This window comes from Brachybacterium sp. ACRRE (assembly GCF_022346485.1).
GTDB lineage: Bacteria > Actinomycetota > Actinomycetes > Actinomycetales > Dermabacteraceae > Brachybacterium > Brachybacterium halotolerans.
Genome location: NZ_JAKRMO010000028.1, coordinates 1 through 15,566, shown reverse-complemented (window position 1 = coordinate 15,566; position 15,566 = coordinate 1). Strand labels below are relative to the sequence as shown.

Here is a 15,566-nt window from a genome sequence, read left to right as displayed (position 1 = left end):
AAATGGGCAGGTCAGCGGAGACAGGTGGGCGGGAGCACGGAGTGACGTGATGTGGCGCACACGGTGGTCCGCGGTGGGTCGCGGCGGCGCGGCGCGCACGAGGCGCGAGCCGGCGCCTCTCGGTCCTCTCCGGACCTGAGAAGATCGGGGACGGACGAACACGGCGCGAGCCACGGAGAGAGGAGCTCGATGAGCGAGCACACGGGATGCGGATGCGGTTGCGGCATGCCGGAGCGCGAAAGCCTCGAGCTCGTGAGCGCGCCGGAGTCCGCGACCCCGCACCGTCCGCACGCAGGGCCGACCGGCCCGGCGCATGACCCCGCCACCCGCCACACCATCGCCCAGGCCCACGTCCCCGCCGGCACCTTCACCATGGGCGACTCGTCGGGGGACAGGAACCGGGCCGACGGCGAGGTGCCGCGCCACCTCGTCGCGATCAGCGCAATCGACGTCGATGCGACCACGGTGACGAACGCCGACTTCGCCCGCTTCGTCGAGGCGACCGGGCACCGCACCGAGGCCGAGGCCTTCGGCTACTCCGCGGTCTTCCACCTCGCGATCGCGGCCGACGACGCCGACATCATGGGACCCGCCTCCGGGACCCCCTGGTGGGCCGGCGTCCAGGGCGCCGACTGGCGGCACCCGGGCGGCAGGCGCTCGAGCATCGACGGGTTCGAGGACCACCCGGTGGTGCACGTCAGCTGGAACGACGCCCAGGCGTACTGCGCGTGGGCGGGTCGGCGCCTGCCCACCGAGGCCGAATGGGAGTACGCCTCCCGCGGCGGCCTCGAGGGCGCCAAGTATCCGTGGGGCGACGAGGAGCCGGACACCGGCGGCGACGCCGAGCGCGGCGGCTGGCGCGCGAACATCTGGCAGGGCGACTTCCCGCGCACGAACACGCGCGAGGACGGCTTCCTCACCACCGCCCCCGTGCGCGCCTTCGCACCCAACGGCTTCGGGCTCTTCCAGAGCGTCGGCAACGTGTGGGAGTGGTGCGAGGACTTCTTCCACCCCGCGACGTACCGTCGGCCCGGGATCACGCCGGCCGCCGACGGCGCCGTGCACGACCCCACCGGACCCGAGGAGGGGCAGGCGCGGATCCTGCGCGGCGGCAGCTACCTCTGCCACATCTCCTACTGCAACCGCTACCGCAACTCCGCACGCTCCCAGAACACCCCCGACTCCTCGATGGGCAACGCGGGCTTCCGCACCGTCGCCCTCACCGCCCCTGCCGACGCTGCCCCTGACGACCCCGCCTCTAGCGACACCGCCCCCGGAAAGGCCACCGCATGACCGCCCCCCGCCGCTTCCCCGCTTCCGTCTACCGCGACGGGGACGAGCCCGACCCCCGCTTCAGCCTCGCCAACGAGCGCACCTTCCTGGCCTGGCTGCGCACGGCGCTCGCGATGTACGCCGGGGCCTTCGCCCTCGAGGCGCTCGCCCTGCCCGAGGCCGTGGGCTGGCGAGCCGCCGCCTCGATCGTTTTCCTGGTGCTCGGCACCCTCGCCGCCGTCCAGGCCTGGCTGGGATGGAAGGCGACCGAGAAGTCGCTGCGCGCCGGCACCCCGCTGCCGGGCCTCGCCGTCGGCGGGATCCTCGTGGTGGGGGTCGTGGTCGCGGCCGCGCTGGTCACGATCGGTCTGTACGCGTGAGTCCCGATCCGGCCGACGGGTCCGACGGGTCGGCGGCGCCCGGCGGGTCGGCAGCGCCCCCGCCCGCCGAGCCCGACGCCGTCTTCGACAAGGGGCTCCAGCCCGAGCGCACGCTGCTCGCCTGGCGCCGGACCTGCCTCGCCTTCGGGGTCGCGAGCCTGGTGGGCATGCGCTTCACCGTCGGGGCGATGGGGATCCTCGCGGTGGTCGTCGGCGTGATCGGCGCGGGCCTCGCCGTCCTCGCCTACGCGCTCGCCGCCACCGGATACCGGCGCGCCCACCACAGCCTGCGCGGCCAGGGGATCCTCGCCCGCGGCGGTCTGCCGATGCTCGCCGGCACCGCTGCCGTGCTCGTCATCGGGGTCCTCTGCGCCGGCTACCTCGCCCTCGGCCTGCTCGGCGCCTGAGGGCGGAGCGGCCGCGCGTGGGCCCCGATGCCTCCGCGTCCTGCGCGCCCCGCTCCGATCCCTGCCGCCTCGCGGCCGCGATGATGTTGCGCGCCATCGAGGGGAACACCAGGGCGTGGAACGGCGAGATGCCCCACCAGTAGAGCCGCCCCAGCAGCCCGTCGGGGAAGTAGACCGCCCGCTGCCGGTAGACGGCCCCGCCGGCCCCATCGGCCCCGCCAGTCCCTTCGGCCCCGTCGGCCGCGTCGATCCCTTCGACGCCCAGCTGCAGCCAAGCCCGTCCGGTCATCCGCATCTCCGCGCGCAGGGTGAGCAGCCGGCCGGGCTCGACCCTCTCCACCCGCCACCAGTCCACCGCATCGCCCTCGCGCAGATGCCACGGGTCCCGTCGACCGCGCCGCAGCCCGGGTCCGCCGACGAGCCGGTCCGCGAGCCCGCGCAGCGACCACAGCAGGGGAGTGGAGTGCCAGCCGGATGCTCCGCCGATCCCCTCGATGACCTGCCAGATCCGTGCCGGGTCGACGCCCTCGGCCCTCCGTTCCCGCACATCGGTGAAGACGGTGTGTCCCGCCCAGTCGGGGTCCTCCGGCAGAGGCGCCTCGGGTCCGCGCGCGGCCGCGGTGTCGTCGTCCCAGCTCGAGGCGAGGTCGCCGGACTTCTGCGCCTCCAGGGCCGCCCGCACCGCCCTGCGGTAGGGCAGAGGGCCGCCGGGCGGTGATCCCAGGACCTCCTCGGCGAGGGGGCGGTGCGAGATCGCCTCGTGGCGCATGGACTGCGCGAGCGGCACCGCGATCGCCAGCGGCACCGGGGTGACCAGTCCGATCCACAGTCCCGACAGCAGCGGCGCCGGCAGAGGCAGCGCGAACACGCGGCGACGCGGCAGACCGGCCTCCTGCGCGTACTCCTCGAGCAGGTCGGCGAAGCGCAGATCGCGCTCGCCGCTGCCCAGGCCGTACGTCCCCGCCACGGGGTCGGGGACAGCGACCGCGCGGGTCAGATGGTGCAGCACGTCGGTGATCGCGACCGGTTCGATGCGGTTGAGCACCCAGCTCGGAGCGGGCATCACCGGCAGGCGCTCGGCCAGATGGCGGATGATCTCGAAGCTCGCCGAGCCTGCGCCGATCACGGTCGCCGCCTCCAGCACCAGCGCGGGCACCACGCCGTCGCGCAGGATCTGCGCGACCTTCTCCCGCGAGGCCATGTGCTCGCTGAGCTCCTGGGAGCGCGGGTGCAGCCCGGAGAGATAGACGATCCGGCCGACGCCGGCGCGCTGCGCCTCCTCGGCCATGATCCGCGCCATCCTCGCCTCGCGCTCCTGGAAGCTGCGGCCGCCGGCCATCGCGTGCACGAGGAACACGACGGCGTCGACGTCCGCGAGGGCACGCCGCACAGCGGCACGGTCGTCGAGGTCCGTCACCGCGATCTCGACCTCGTCCGACCACGGTCGCGCGCGCAGGCGCTCGCCGCTGCGTCCGGCCACGCGCACCGTCAGCCGCTCCTCGAGCAGGCAGGGCACGAGCCGGCTGCCCACGTAGCCGGTGGCGCCCGTGACGAGGACGCGCCGGGTCCGTCCGGCGTCGCTCATGCCTGCGCCCCACTTCCCTCGAGCGCTCGGGCGAGGCCCTCCTGCCCGAGCGCCGCGCGCGCATCCGCCGCGGAGTCCAGGGCCGAGGTGGTCGGGCGCGCGCTGGCCCTGGCGCTCCCGGAGAGGCAGCAGGCGGTCCCGCACACGTCCGCCGTGCCCCCGAAGTCCGTCGCGCACCGTCGCGGCGCATCCTCGCGCATCCGCTCCTCGACGAGGTCCGCGAGGGCGGCGACGAAGCGCGCATCGGTGCCGGGCGTCGGCAGGCGGAGGCACGCGACCCCTTCCTCCTCCGCGGTCTGCGCGGCCTCGGTGTCGAGGTCCCAGATCACCTCGACGTGGTCGCTCACGAAGCCGATGGGCACGAGCATCACGGCGTCCGCAGCACCCGAGCGGGCGATCTCCCGGATGGCGTCGTTGACGTCCGGCTCGAGCCACGGCACCTGCGGCGGCCCGGAGCGCGACTGGAAGACGAGCCGCCACGGGACGGGGGAGGCAGGGGTGGGGGAGGCCGGCTCGCCCTCCTCGGCCCTCTCCATGACGTACCGGCAGGCGGCCTCGTGCTGGGCGACGTACCAGCCGCCCGTCGTCCTGTGCCCCTCCTCGTCGGGCCCGGACGCCGTGGCCATGGCGAGCGGGATCGAGTGCGTCGTGAACAGCACCTGCACGCGCTCGCGGGGCGTGCCGCGGCGCTCCAGGGACGCCAGGGCCTCCGTCAGATGCTCGACGAAGGGGTCGAGGAAGCCCGGATGGTCGAAGTACGGCCGCACCTTGTCGATCCGCATCCGGCCCAGCATGCCGGTCTCGATGAGCGCTCCGGCCACGTCCTCGCGGTACTGCCGGCACGAGGAGTACGACGAGTAGGCGCTGGTCGCGATCGCCAGCACGCGCCGATGCCCCTCCTCCCGCATCCGCTCGACGGCCTCGCGCATCGTCGGGGTCCAGTTGCGGTTGCCCCAGTGCACGGGCACCGCGATGCCTCGCTCGTCGAGCTCCGTCCGCAGCGCCGCGAGCAGGCGGCGGTTCTGCGCGTTGATGGGGGAGCGCCCGCCGAGCGCCCGGTAGTGCTCGCCGACCTCCGCGAGCCGCTCGTCGGGGATGCCGCGGCCGCGGGTGACGTTGCGCAGGAACGGCATCACGTCGTCCTGGCCCTCGGGGCCGCCGAAGGACGCCAGCAGCACGGCGTCGTACGGCTGGGGAACGGCGCGGCGCCCGCGGGGCGAGCCCTCCGTGTCCTCCCGGAGGTCGGCATGGAAGGGGTTCTCGATGTGCTTGTCCACAAGACCTCCGTTAGAGTACCGAATACTTAGGCAGGCTACGGAAAGAGGTCGGGCGTGTCCATTCGACCCCGCGCGGTCGGGCACAATGTGCTCAGCGACATCGGCGAGAGGCAGGAGGTGGCCGGTCGTGGACTCCGCATCGGCCGACGGCTTCTGGTACCCGCCCTCCCAGGAGGCCTCGCCCACGGCGACCGAGCTGCTCGAGGAGCTGCGGGTCTACCAGGAGTCCGGCCACCGCATGCGCTCCCGGATCCGCGCGCACATGCAGATGGGCGAGAAGGACCTGCTGGCCATGCGCCATCTGCTCGCCGCCCGCAGCGCCGGGACCGTGCTGCGGCAGAGGGATCTCGCGGCCAGGCTCGAGGTGCGCGAGGCCTCGGCGAGCGCCCTCGTCGACCGGCTGGTGCGCCACGGCTTCGCCGAGCGGACACCGCATCCCGACGACCGCCGCTCGACCGCCGTCGCCCCCACCCCTCGCGGGGAGCAGCAGGTGCGGCGCACACTGGAGGACACCCACACGCGCATGCACGAGGTGGCGTCCTCCCTGAGCCCGCAGGAGCGGGCCGTGGTCATCGACTTCCTGCGGCGCATGAACCACGACGTCGACAACAGCTGATCGCCCGCGCGGGCGATGAAGGGCGGAGGCGCTGATGAAGCACAGCCTCCAGCAGCAGGCGGCCGACGACTTCCGCCGCACCGCCGAGGCCGCCGCCGAGCGCGTGATCGGCCGCTACTCCTCGAGCTTCGGACTGGCCACGCGCCTGCTGCGCGAGCCCGTGCGCACCCGCGTCCGCAGCATCTACGCCCTCGTGCGGATCGCCGACGAGATCGTCGACGGCGCCGCGGCCGGCAGCGGCGCCGGCGCGCACCTGGTCGCGGCGGCCCTGGACGACTACGAGAAGCGCACCGAAGCAGCCATGGACTCGGGCTTCAGCACCGATCTCGTCATCCACGCCTTCGCCGCGACCTCCCGCGCCTGCGGGATCGGCACCGATCTCACGCGTCCCTTCTTCGCCTCCATGCGGGCCGATCTCGAGGTGACCTCCCATACCGACGCGAGCTTCGCGCGCTACGTCGACGGCTCCGCCGAGGTGGTCGGGCTGATGTGCCTGCGCGTCTTCGCGACCGACGGGGCCGACCGCCCCGTGGAGCCGAGCCCCTCCCTCGTCGAGGGCGCGCGCAGCCTGGGCGCCGCCTTCCAGAAGGTGAACTTCCTGCGGGACCTGCGCGACGACGCCGACGGGCGCGGACGCGCCTACTTCCCCGGCATCGACCTGCACGGACCCACCGAGCGCCAGAAGCTCGCCCTGCTCGACGACATCGACGGGGACCTCGCGCGCGCCCAGGGCGCGATCGCCCACCTGCCCGCCTCGAGCCGAGCGGCCGTGCAGTCCGCCCACGATCTGTTCGCCGCGCTCTCGACGCGCCTGCGGCGCACGCCCGCCGAGGTCCTGCGCGCACGGCGCGTGCGCGTCCCCACCGCGCAGAAGGCGCTCATCGCCGCGCGCGCCGCCCTGCCCGGGCGGCGGGTCTCCGCGGGCCCGGCCGCGGGCCCGAGGTCGGCCCCGGCCCCAGCCGCGGGTCCGGGCTCGGCCGCGGCTTCGGAGCAGGCCTCGGACTCAGCCCCGCGCGCCGATGCCCGACGGGTCGTGATCATCGGCGGCGGCATCGCGGGGCTCGCCACGGCCGCGCTGCTCGCGACCGAGGGGCACCGGGTCACGGTGCTCGAGCGCGGGCAGGAGGTCGGCGGGCGCGCGGGCACCTGGCGCGAGGGCGGCTTCACCTTCGACACCGGGCCCTCCTGGTGGCTCATGCACGAGTGCTTCGAGCACTTCTTCGCGCTGCTGGGCACCCGCCTCGAGGACCATCTGGACCTGGTCGAGCTGGACCCCGCCTACCGCGTCTTCGGCGAGGAGTACGAGCGCCCGCTGGACCTGTTCGGCGACCGGGAGCGCTCGGCCGCCGCCTTCGAGGCGGAGGAGGAGGGGGCGGGTGACGCGCTGCGCCGCCACCTCGACTCGGCCGGGGCGGCCTACCGCATGGCCACCTCCCACTTCCTCTACACCACGTTCTCGACGGTCCCCGCGCGCACGCTCCGGGAGCTCGCCCCGCACGCGCCGGCCCTCGCCCGTCTGCTGGGCGAATCCCTCCACGACCTCGCCGCGCGCACCGTGCGCGACACCCGACTGCGCCAGGTGCTCGGCTATCCGGCGGTCTTCCTCGGCGCCACCCCGCGGACCGCGCCGAGCCTCTACCACCTGATGAGCGCCATGGACCTCGAGGACGGCGTGCGCTACCCGCGCGGCGGGTTCACCCGGTTCGTCGAGGTGCTGCGCGCGCTCGCCGAGGACGCGGGCGCCGAGATCCGCACCGGCCACGAGGTCACCGCGATCCGCACCGCGCCGGGAGGGCGCGGCGTCGGCTCGCGCCGCGCACGGGTGACGGGCGTCGAGGTGCGTGCCGCGGGCGGGGCCTTCGCCGCTGATGGGGCACGCACCGCGGACGAGGCCCACGCGGCAGGGGCATCGACCGAGACGATCGACGCGGATGTCGTCGTCTCCGCGGCCGACCTCCACCACACGGAGACCGCGCTGCTGCCACGGGAGCTGCAGACCTCCCCGGAATCCGCGTGGACGACGCGCACCTCCGGGCCGGGAGCGGTGCTCGCGATGCTCGGCGTGCGCGGGAGGGTGCCCGAGCTGCTGCACCACTCCCTGTTCTTCACCGACGACTGGGATCGGAACTTCGCCCAGATCACCCCTGCGGACGCACGCGGCGCCACCCGGGCGCCGGACCCGGCGAGCGTCTACGTCTGCGCGCCCTCGCGCACGGACCCGACGGTCGCGCCCGAGGGCAGCGAGAACCTCTTCGTGCTGATCCCCGTCGCCCCGGAGACGGCCGACGGCCGGGGCATCGGCCGCGGCGGCCGGGACGGCGCGGGCGACGCGGAGGTCGAGCAGGCGGTGGACCGCGCCATCGCGCAGATCGCCGAGAAGGCGCACGTGCCTGACCTCGCCGAGCGCATCGAGCTGCGCCGCACCGTCGGCCCCGGCGACTTCACCGATGCCTTCCACTCCTGGCGCGGCAACGCCCTCGGGCCCGCCCACACGCTGCGGCAGTCCGCGTTCCTGCGCGGCAGCAACCGCAGCCGGAGGGTCGACGGCCTCCTGTACGCCGGGGGAACCACTGTGCCGGGCGTCGGGGTGCCGATGTGCCTGATCAGCGCCGAGAACGTGCTCAAGCGCCTGCGCGGGGACACCACCAGCACGCCGCTCCCGGAGCCCCTGTAGACCGCAGGGATCTCATGCAGACCGCGGGGATCTCATAGAGACCGCGGGGCTCTCACGGCCGCCGGGGCCGCCGGGACCGGGCGCGGCGCAGCACGCCCGTCATCGGCACCGTCCACCAGTCCTCGCCGCGCACGCCCCAGCGGGCGAGCAGACTGTTCGCCGCCCGCACCCCCGTGAGCGCGGCGCGCTCCATGAGGGCGACCGGCTCCCGTGTGCGCAGCCAGTCCCCGGCGACGACGATGCGGGCGTCCGGCGTGTCCACGCCCGGGCGCTCGTCCCACGGCTCGGTGCCCACGAGCGGGCAGTCGTCCTCGACCAGCCACTGCTCGTGGAGGATGCGCGCGTCGGCGAGCTCAGGGTGCAGGCGGTGCATCTGCCGCAGCAGCTTGTCGCGCAGCCTCCCGCCTCGAGAGGTGTCGTCGGCGGACTCGTCGGCGGACCCGTGGGCGGACGCGTGGGCGGAAGGCGCGGCGGCGCCGTCGAGCGCGTAGGCGTGCAGCTCGACCACGCTTCCGTGGTGGCGCTGCGCCCAGTCGTGCGCGGTCCGCTCGAAGCGGTCCACCATCGAGACGTTGTCCAGCGGCCCGAAGCCGCTGGTGCCCAGGAACGCGGGGGAGTCCGGCGCGGCGGGGCGATCGAGCCACAGCCGCAGCACGGCGAAGGGCGGTGCGTTGCGCTGCGCGGAGACGCGATCGAGCCAGCCCTGCCACCCCGGCACGGCCGCGGCGGTGGAGCCCAGGAGGGTGCGCGCGGAGCGGGGATCGGCGGCCATCACCACGGCGTCGGTGCGCAGGTCGCCCTCGGCGGTCCTCACCAGGAGATCGCGCGGCGTCCCTGACCCGTCGGCCGCCCGGCGCGGCAGGCTCTCGATGCCGTGCACGACGACGGACGTGCGGGCGTCCGCACCCAGGGAGCGCAGGCGCTCGACGAGCGGATCCCAGAGCGTGGGGGAGTAGGTGTCGCAGGGAACGTCGAAGATCAAACCCTCCGCGGACCCCATGAAGTAGGCGTGGAACATGCCCACGAGCTCCCCGCCGGAGAACTCGCGGGGGTCGGCGAAGAAGGACCGCGCGAAGACCTCGAGCGCGAGGTGCCGGGCGTCGTGGGGGAAGCGCAGCGCATCGAGCACGTCCTGCGCGCTCGTCCCGTCGAGCGCGCGGAAAGTGCCGGGGAAGTCGACGCGCAGCAGGTCCAGGGCGCGGCGCACGTCGACCCGGGCGAGCTCGCGCAGCGGGAAGCTGTCGCTGCGCAGGGCGAAGGCCGCGACGCTCCACGGCGGGGTGCGGGGGATGCCGCGGAAGGTGTCGCGGGGCCCGTCCGCGAGCTGCAGCGGATAGTCGCCGATGTCCCGCAGGCGCGTCAGGGACGGGTCGGCGCGGGCGAGCAGACGGCGCAGCGTGTAGTACTGGCGGAAGAAGGCATGGAAGCCGCGGCTCATGGAGCGTCCGTCGCCCAGGTCCCACGAGCGCGCCCTGCCGCCCCAGGTGCCGCGCGCCTCGAGGAGGTGCACGCGCACGCCCCGCTCGGCGAGCACGGTGGCGGCCGAGATGCCCGCGATCCCGCCGCCGACCACCACGACGTCCTTCGCCGGTGCGCTCGCGCGCCCCGTCGGCCCGCGATGCAGGACGGCGCGGCGGTCGCGGCCGGGACGCGCGCTCATCGCTGCGCCCTGCCGTGCTCGTCCGCCGCCTCCGATGATCCCGCGCGCGTCCACAGCAGCATCGCGAGGGTGACCATCGCGGCGCCGAATCCGAAGTCCTCGATCGGGATGTCGAAGGGGAAGCGGATGCCCAGGGTCATCGCGTCGTCGTAGAGGACGATCGGGGCGGAGAGCTTCGTCAGCCAGCCGTCCACGAGCACCTGGAAGCCGAGCACGATGGCCATCGAGATCCAGTAGGCGGGGCGGCGGAACAGGCCCGTGCGCAGCCACAGCAGCTCGAGCGCGGGGACGGCGAGGAGCGCGATGACGGTGAGGATCGTGTACTCAGGCACTCCGGCTCCTCCTCTCCTCGTCGGCGGGGCGGGCCCGACGGCGGGTCCGTCGGCGGATCCGGCCGAGGAGGATCTCCACGGCCTCGAGCGTGAGCAGTGCGCAGATCGGGATCACCAGGAAGAACAGCAGCTCCTCGAGCGGCATGCCGCCGGGCAGCGTGACCCCGGAGATCTTCGCGGGGTCGTACCACCAGTGATGCCTGTGGATCCCCACGTAGTCCCAGGCCAGGAAGATGATCGCGGTCGGGAGCAGGGCCGCGAGCAGACGACGCGGGCTGCGGTGCACGCGCGCTCCGATGACGAACTCGAGCGGCAGCGTCACCAGCAGGCACAGCCCCAGCAGGATCAGGTACTCACCGTGCATGCGGTGCTCCAGCGCTCCTCGTCGAGCCCTCCGCCCAGTCCAGACCCGCAGGGGACAGCTCGCCGGCCATGTCGAGCAGGAAGCGGGTGACGGTCCCGCGCTCCTCCGAGCTCAGACGCGCAGCGGCGCGCACTCGCCCCGCCTGCTGGCGGCCCATCGAGTCCATCGCCGCGCGGCGGGTCGCGGGGGAGACGGCGATCGTCACCGCCCGACGGTCCGCGGGGTGGTGCCCGCGCGTGATGTGCCCGCCCCGGGCGAGCCGGTCCAGCAGCTTCGTGGTCGCGCCCGAGGAGATGCCCAGGTGCTCGCCGAGGGCCCCCGGCGTCGCCAGCTCACCCGTGTGGGCTGCGGCGATGAGGTAGTGCAGGGCGCGCATGTCCGTCGCGCCGAGGTCCATGAAGGCGCGCGATGCGGAGGAGAGCTCCTCCTCGGCCCGACGCAGGGCGACGAGCGCCGCCATCAGGTCGTCGATCTCGCGCTCGGCGGTCTCGTCGAGTCCCGAGCGGTCGGCCAGCTCGCCCTCGGGATCGCTCGCGGCGAGGTCGTGGACGCGCCAGGGCCGACGGTCGGGCGTGCTCGTGGGCGACTCGGGTGCGGCGGTGTCGCGCGTGCCGGGCTCGGTCATGGCGGCCACCCTACTGCCGCCCGATGAATTCTGCTTCCATGGCTGGAATCTTCCCGAGGAAGATGACATGCTGAGGCACTCCGCGGCGCCGCTCGGTTCCGTGAGGCGCGCGGTGCAGGCACCATGCAGACAAGGGGACGATGGTGGAGATGAGCAGCGAGCCGATGGAGGAGATCGATGCCGTCGAGGACCAGGTCGACGCCGCGGCGCACGACGTCCGCGTCCCGGGGGATCTCCGCCTGGCCGGAGACCTCCCCGCCAGCTCCGGCGATCCCGTGATGGACGTGAGCGAGGACGTCCGCCGGGCGACGGCACGGCTGATGGACGAAGGGTCCCGGCGCGCACGCCGTCACGGGGCGGAGGTCCTGCAGCTCTGGGAGCTCGCCGCCGCGCAGCTCCCGGGAGGGAAGCTCCTGCGCCCGCGACTGCTGCTGGAGACCTTCGACGCCCTGAGCGCCGACCTCCCCTCGCGCACGGGCCGTCCCGTCGCCGAACGCGCCGAGGCGGTGCGTCTCGCCGCGGCGCTCGAGGTGCTCCACTTCGCCTTCCTCCTCCACGACGACGTCATCGACAACGACCTCACCCGGCGCGGCCGCGCCAATCTCGTCGGCGCCCTGATCGCCCAGGAGCGGGGCTCTGATTCGGACTCGGATTCTGGGTCGGGCTCGGGCCCGGCGGGGACGGACTCGGACTCGGGGTCGGCGGGGACGGACGACCGTCGCAGCCACTGGGCCCGCAGCACCGCCGTCCTGGTCGGCGACCAGATGCTCGCCCTCGCCCACCAGGTGTTCGCGCGCGTCGACCTGCCCCGCTCCGAGCGTCTCGCGCTGCTGGACGCTCTGGGCGATGCCGTCGCCGAGTCCGCCGTCGGCGAGTTCCTCGACGTCTCGCTCAGCGACGGCATCGTCGCCCCCGAGACGGACGTGATCGCGGAGATGACCCGCACCAAGACGGCCACCTACAGCTTCGAGCTGCCCCTGCGCGCGGCCTGCGTCCTGGCCGGCGCCCCCGAGCCCGCGCGCGAGGCGCTCACGAGCGCCGGACGGCAACTGGGCATCGCCTTCCAGCATCAGGACGACGCGCTCTCCGTGTTCGGGTCCGCCGCCGAGCACGGCAAGGACCCCAGCTCCGACCTGCGCGAGGGCAAGCAGACGGCGATCACCGACTTCGCCCGCGGCACCTCGGACTGGCCGCGCATCGAGGCGGCCCTGGGACGCGCGGACCTGCGCGCTCCCGACGGTCGGCACGTGCGCTCCCTGCTCGCGGACTGCGGCGCCGAGGCGCATGTGCAGGCGCTCGTCGCGCGGGAGGTGGCGCAGGCGCGCGCCGTCCTGACGGAGGCCGAGGACGCCGTCCCCGCACCCGCCGCCCGCGTGCTCGGCGCCGTGATCGCGGAGCTCGACGGGAGGCTGCGGTGAGCCGCGACCCCACCGGCTCCGACGACGCCCGCGCGGACCCCAGTGGCTCCGGCGCCGACCCCACCGGCCCCGGTGCCGATCCTGCCGGCTCCCGACGCTCGGATCGGCCCGAGGAACGCGGCTGCCCGCTGCACAGCGACATCCCCGGCGCGGGCCCTCTCGGCCTGCGGTCCCTGCTGAAGGGTCCGCGCGTCCCCGGTGCGGATCCGGGCGCTGACCGGCCCGGCGGCTCCCGAGTCCCGCGTGTCTGGCGGATCCGTTCCCACACGGCTGGGCGAGAGGTGCTCCGGCGCCGCGAGGGCACGACGCAGGCAGGGTTCACCGCGGAGGCGATCCCGCGCGGCCGACTGCGCCGCCACCCGATCCTGCTGTCCGACGGACCCGGCCACGACGCCCAGCGCCGCGCCGTCGGCCGCTTCTTCTCCCCGCAGGGCGTCGAGCGCTCCAGCGCGGAGACCATGGAGCGCGAGGCCGTCCGCCTCGTCGGTGAGGCGGTCCGCGAGGGTGGCTGCGACCTCGGTCACCTCGCGTTGCTCTACTCGGTGGCGGTGAGCCGCGAGATCGTCGGCCTCACCGCCTCGCCCCTGGAGGCGATGTCGCGCCGGCTCGTGCGCCTGCAGCGGCAGCCGGACGTCGACCTCACCCGCCCGCGCTGGGGCCGCTCCTTGCCGCAGTGGGCGCTCGCCGCCGCACGCGGGCTCGGACCGCTCGCCGCCTTCCACCTGCGCGACGTCCGCCCGGCGATCCGCCGGCGACGCCGACATCCCGCCGACGACGTGATCAGCCACCTGCTCGACCAGGGCGCGCGCGGCGCCGACATCCTCGTCGAATGCGTCACCTACGCGAGCGCCGGCATGATCACCACCCGCGAGTTCCTGGTGATGGCGTGCTGGCGCCTCCTGGACGACGAGGCGCTGCGCACGGAGTTCCTCGCCGGCGACCGCGAAGAGAAGGCCGCGATCCTGCGGGAGATCATCCGGCTCGAGCCCGTGGTCGGGCACCTCTACCGCCGTGCCCGGGAGCCCTTCGACGTGTCCGGATGCCCCGCGGCGGCCGACGTCCGGCCCGGTGACCTGATCGACGTCCATGTCCGGGACGCCAACGCGGACGCGCAGGTCATGGGGGAGGATCCGCTCGAGCTCCGGCCCCACCGCCCGCTGCCGCGCGGGGTCTCGCCCGCCGGGCTCAGCTTCGGCGCGGGGCCCCATCGCTGCCCCGGCGAGCACCTCGCGATCACCGAGTCGGCGGTGCTGCTGGAGCATCTGCTCGCCGCCGCTCCGCGCCTCGTACGCGCCCCTGAGATCTCGTGGGACGACGTCGTCGCGGGATACCGCCTGCACGGCATGAGGGTCGAGTTCCCCGACCGCGTCGCCTGAGGGCGCCGCGGTGTTCACACCGCGACACCGACTTCTCGAGCACCCGGATCGCGGTGCTAGTGTCGCTCGCGAATGAACCACATTCTCCGGGGTCAGTGAAACTCTGAACCGGCGGTGACAGTCCGCGACCCGGCTCCCTCGGGAGCCGGTTGACCTGGTGGAACTCCAGGACCGACGGTAAAAGTCCGGATGGGAGGAGATGTGGCGTCGCTGTGCGCGGCGTCGGCTCGCCGTCGTCCGCCCCGGTGACGCTTCTGCCGCCGTGCCATCGCCCCGGACCACCGCCGATCCGGAGGCTTCCGTGCACGGGCACCACACGCCCCCATCCGCCGCATCCGCGACGCCCGACGAGCGCGCCGCGATGGACCGCGCGCTCGCGCTCGCCACGCGCGGGCCTGCCGAGGATGCGAACCCCCGCGTGGGCTGCGTCCTCCTCGCGGCCGACGGGACGACCCTCGGCGAGGGCTGGCACCGCGGCGCCGGCACGCCCCACGCCGAGGTCGCGGCCATCGCCGACGCGCGCTCCCGAGGCGGCGAGACCCGCGGCGCGACCGCCGTGGTCACCCTCGAACCCTGCGCGCACACCGGCCGCACCGGCCCCTGCACGAGGGCGCTGCGCGACGCCGGGATCGCCCGCGTCGTCTTCGCCCTGGCCGACCTCGGCGCCGCCTCGGGCGGAGGCGCCCGCGAGCTCGCGGCGGCCGGCGTCGACGTGGTGGGCGGCCTGCGGGAAGAGCAGTCGCGCGAGCTCCTGGCCGGCTGGCTCGATCAGGCCGCTCGGGCAGCTCGGGACGCAGCCGGGGCGTCGGAGCCGGAGCGGGCGACAGCCCCGGAGCAGGCATCGGACTCCGAGCAGCCGCTGAACCCCGAGCAGACCACCGTGCACCTCGTGCTGAAGACGGCGACGAGCCTGGACGGCAAGGTCGCCGCGGCCGACGGCACCAGCCGGTGGATCACCGGCGAGGCGTCCCGCGCCCACGCCCACACGGTGCGCGCCCGGACCGACGCGATCATCGTCGGCACCGGCACCATGCTCGCCGACGACCCGTCGCTCACCGCCCGAGCGGAGCCTGCCGCCCGGCCGGACGCTGCCGCCCGGCCGGACCCTGCCGCTGGCCCCGAAACTTTCGTGCAGCCCCGACCTTCCGTGTCCAGCCAGCCGCTGCGCGTCGTCGTCGGACGTCGCGACGTCCCCGAGGACGCTGCAGTGCGCGGCACCGACGGGCGATTCCTGCACCTGCGCACGCACGAGCCGCAGGAGGTCCTCGCCGCGCTCGCCGCCCGCGGCGTCGGCCACGCCGTGCTGGAGGGCGGGCCGGGGCTCGCCACCGCCTTCCTCCGCGCGGGCCTGATCGACGAGATCCACGCCTACCTCGCGCCCCTGCACCTCGGGGAGAGCGGTCGATCGGCGATCTCCGACCTCGGCATCCCGACCCTCGCCGACGCCCCGCGCTGGCACACCGAGGACGTGCAGCGCCTGGGCGAGGACGTGCTCCTCATCGCCCGTCGCGCCGCTCCCGCGCACGCCTAGGGGACCTGATCCCCGTCCCCGTCGTCCGCTCGCCCAGGCGCTGCACGTC

14 protein-coding genes and 1 riboswitch are annotated in these 15,566 nt (G+C 74.6%); of the genes, 8 read left to right on the top strand and 6 right to left on the bottom strand.

Annotated features, from left to right (window positions below; translation table 11 throughout):
- The first annotated feature begins 225 nt into the window (after positions 1-225).
- The 3 genes from MHY49_RS09810 to MHY49_RS09800 are packed head-to-tail and all read left to right on the top strand — an operon-like array spanning position 226 to position 2,059.
- Positions 226-1,293: a formylglycine-generating enzyme family protein gene (locus MHY49_RS09810; protein ID WP_239203812.1), complete on the top strand. Its 1,068-nt coding sequence runs from the start codon at positions 226-228 to the stop codon at positions 1,291-1,293.
- Positions 1,290-1,652, top strand: coding sequence for a YidH family protein (locus MHY49_RS09805; protein ID WP_152352452.1), 363 nt, complete (start codon positions 1,290-1,292; stop codon positions 1,650-1,652). The genes MHY49_RS09810 and MHY49_RS09805 overlap by 4 nt, the downstream gene beginning before the upstream one ends.
- A complete protein-coding gene (locus tag MHY49_RS09800) occupies positions 1,649-2,059 on the top strand; it encodes a DUF202 domain-containing protein (RefSeq protein ID WP_239203811.1) in 411 nt (136 codons plus the stop codon). Before MHY49_RS09805 ends, MHY49_RS09800 begins: the two co-directional genes overlap by 4 nt.
- On the opposite strand, the gene MHY49_RS09795 is transcribed toward MHY49_RS09800, so the two are convergent.
- Both MHY49_RS09795 and MHY49_RS09790 read right to left on the bottom strand, forming a co-directional pair.
- A complete protein-coding gene (locus tag MHY49_RS09795; protein ID WP_239203810.1) occupies positions 2,007-3,644 on the bottom strand; it encodes an SDR family oxidoreductase in 1,638 nt (545 codons plus the stop codon). The two genes, MHY49_RS09800 and MHY49_RS09795, sit on opposite strands and share 53 nt — an antisense overlap.
- The gene (locus MHY49_RS09790) at positions 3,641-4,921 is read right to left on the bottom strand and encodes a ferrochelatase (protein WP_370646087.1); all 1,281 of its coding nucleotides are present in this window, start codon (positions 4,919-4,921) and stop codon (positions 3,641-3,643) included. The genes MHY49_RS09795 and MHY49_RS09790 overlap by 4 nt, the downstream gene beginning before the upstream one ends.
- A 127-nt stretch (positions 4,922-5,048) precedes the next feature.
- On the opposite strand from MHY49_RS09790, the gene MHY49_RS09785 reads away from it, so the two are divergent.
- On the top strand, positions 5,049-5,537 hold the full coding sequence (locus MHY49_RS09785) for a MarR family transcriptional regulator (protein ID WP_239203809.1): 489 nt from the start codon (positions 5,049-5,051) through the stop codon (positions 5,535-5,537).
- A gap of 34 nt (positions 5,538-5,571) precedes the next feature.
- Positions 5,572-8,211 (top strand): phytoene desaturase family protein, encoded by a 2,640-nt coding sequence (gene crtI, locus MHY49_RS19070; protein WP_255719834.1) that lies wholly within the window; start codon positions 5,572-5,574, stop codon positions 8,209-8,211.
- A gap of 52 nt (positions 8,212-8,263) precedes the next feature.
- Here the strand turns inward: crtI and MHY49_RS09770 are convergent, their stop codons facing one another.
- The 4 genes from MHY49_RS09770 to MHY49_RS09755 are packed head-to-tail and all read right to left on the bottom strand — an operon-like array spanning position 8,264 to position 11,192.
- A complete protein-coding gene (locus MHY49_RS09770) occupies positions 8,264-9,871 on the bottom strand; it encodes an FAD-dependent oxidoreductase (protein ID WP_239203808.1) in 1,608 nt (535 codons plus the stop codon).
- The gene (locus MHY49_RS09765; protein WP_239203807.1) at positions 9,868-10,203 is read right to left on the bottom strand and encodes a lycopene cyclase domain-containing protein; all 336 of its coding nucleotides are present in this window, start codon (positions 10,201-10,203) and stop codon (positions 9,868-9,870) included. The genes MHY49_RS09770 and MHY49_RS09765 overlap by 4 nt, the downstream gene beginning before the upstream one ends.
- Positions 10,196-10,567 carry a lycopene cyclase domain-containing protein gene (locus MHY49_RS09760; protein WP_239203806.1) on the bottom strand — a complete coding sequence of 124 codons (372 nt, stop codon included), beginning with the start codon at positions 10,565-10,567 and terminating at the stop codon, positions 10,196-10,198. The genes MHY49_RS09765 and MHY49_RS09760 overlap by 8 nt, the downstream gene beginning before the upstream one ends.
- On the bottom strand, positions 10,557-11,192 hold the full coding sequence (locus tag MHY49_RS09755; RefSeq protein ID WP_239203805.1) for a MarR family winged helix-turn-helix transcriptional regulator: 636 nt from the start codon (positions 11,190-11,192) through the stop codon (positions 10,557-10,559). Before MHY49_RS09755 ends, MHY49_RS09760 begins: the two co-directional genes overlap by 11 nt.
- A 149-nt stretch (positions 11,193-11,341) precedes the next feature.
- On the opposite strand from MHY49_RS09755, the gene MHY49_RS09750 reads away from it, so the two are divergent.
- The 3 genes from MHY49_RS09750 to MHY49_RS09740 all read left to right on the top strand — a co-directional run bounded on the left by MHY49_RS09750 (position 11,342) and on the right by MHY49_RS09740 (position 15,517).
- Positions 11,342-12,610 (top strand): polyprenyl synthetase family protein, encoded by a 1,269-nt coding sequence (locus tag MHY49_RS09750; RefSeq protein WP_239203804.1) that lies wholly within the window; start codon positions 11,342-11,344, stop codon positions 12,608-12,610.
- Positions 12,607-13,986, top strand: a complete 1,380-nt coding sequence (locus MHY49_RS09745) for a cytochrome P450 (RefSeq protein ID WP_239203803.1) — start codon at positions 12,607-12,609, stop codon at positions 13,984-13,986. Before MHY49_RS09750 ends, MHY49_RS09745 begins: the two co-directional genes overlap by 4 nt.
- A 77-nt stretch (positions 13,987-14,063) precedes the next feature.
- Positions 14,064-14,191, top strand: a riboswitch (FMN riboswitch).
- 96 nt (positions 14,192-14,287) lie between these two features.
- Positions 14,288-15,517 carry a dihydrofolate reductase family protein gene (locus MHY49_RS09740; protein WP_239203802.1) on the top strand — a complete coding sequence of 410 codons (1,230 nt, stop codon included), beginning with the start codon at positions 14,288-14,290 and terminating at the stop codon, positions 15,515-15,517.
- Positions 15,518-15,566: the final 49 nt, after the last annotated feature.

What these genes read in the sequence shown, in the direction of transcription:
- MHY49_RS09795 (WP_239203810.1), bottom strand. Translation starts at nt 3,644, where the DNA reads ATGAGCGACGCCGGACGGACCCGGCGCGTCCTCGTCACGGGCGCCACC.
- MHY49_RS09750 (WP_239203804.1), top strand. Translation starts at nt 11,342, where the DNA reads ATGAGCAGCGAGCCGATGGAGGAGATCGATGCCGTCGAGGACCAGGTC.
- MHY49_RS09755 (WP_239203805.1), bottom strand. Translation starts at nt 11,192, where the DNA reads ATGACCGAGCCCGGCACGCGCGACACCGCCGCACCCGAGTCGCCCACG.
- MHY49_RS09805 (WP_152352452.1), top strand. Translation starts at nt 1,290, where the DNA reads ATGACCGCCCCCCGCCGCTTCCCCGCTTCCGTCTACCGCGACGGGGAC.
- MHY49_RS09770 (WP_239203808.1), bottom strand. Translation starts at nt 9,871, where the DNA reads ATGAGCGCGCGTCCCGGCCGCGACCGCCGCGCCGTCCTGCATCGCGGG.
- MHY49_RS09760 (WP_239203806.1), bottom strand. Translation starts at nt 10,567, where the DNA reads ATGCACGGTGAGTACCTGATCCTGCTGGGGCTGTGCCTGCTGGTGACG.
- MHY49_RS09810 (WP_239203812.1), top strand. Translation starts at nt 226, where the DNA reads ATGCCGGAGCGCGAAAGCCTCGAGCTCGTGAGCGCGCCGGAGTCCGCG.
- crtI (WP_255719834.1), top strand. Translation starts at nt 5,572, where the DNA reads ATGAAGCACAGCCTCCAGCAGCAGGCGGCCGACGACTTCCGCCGCACC.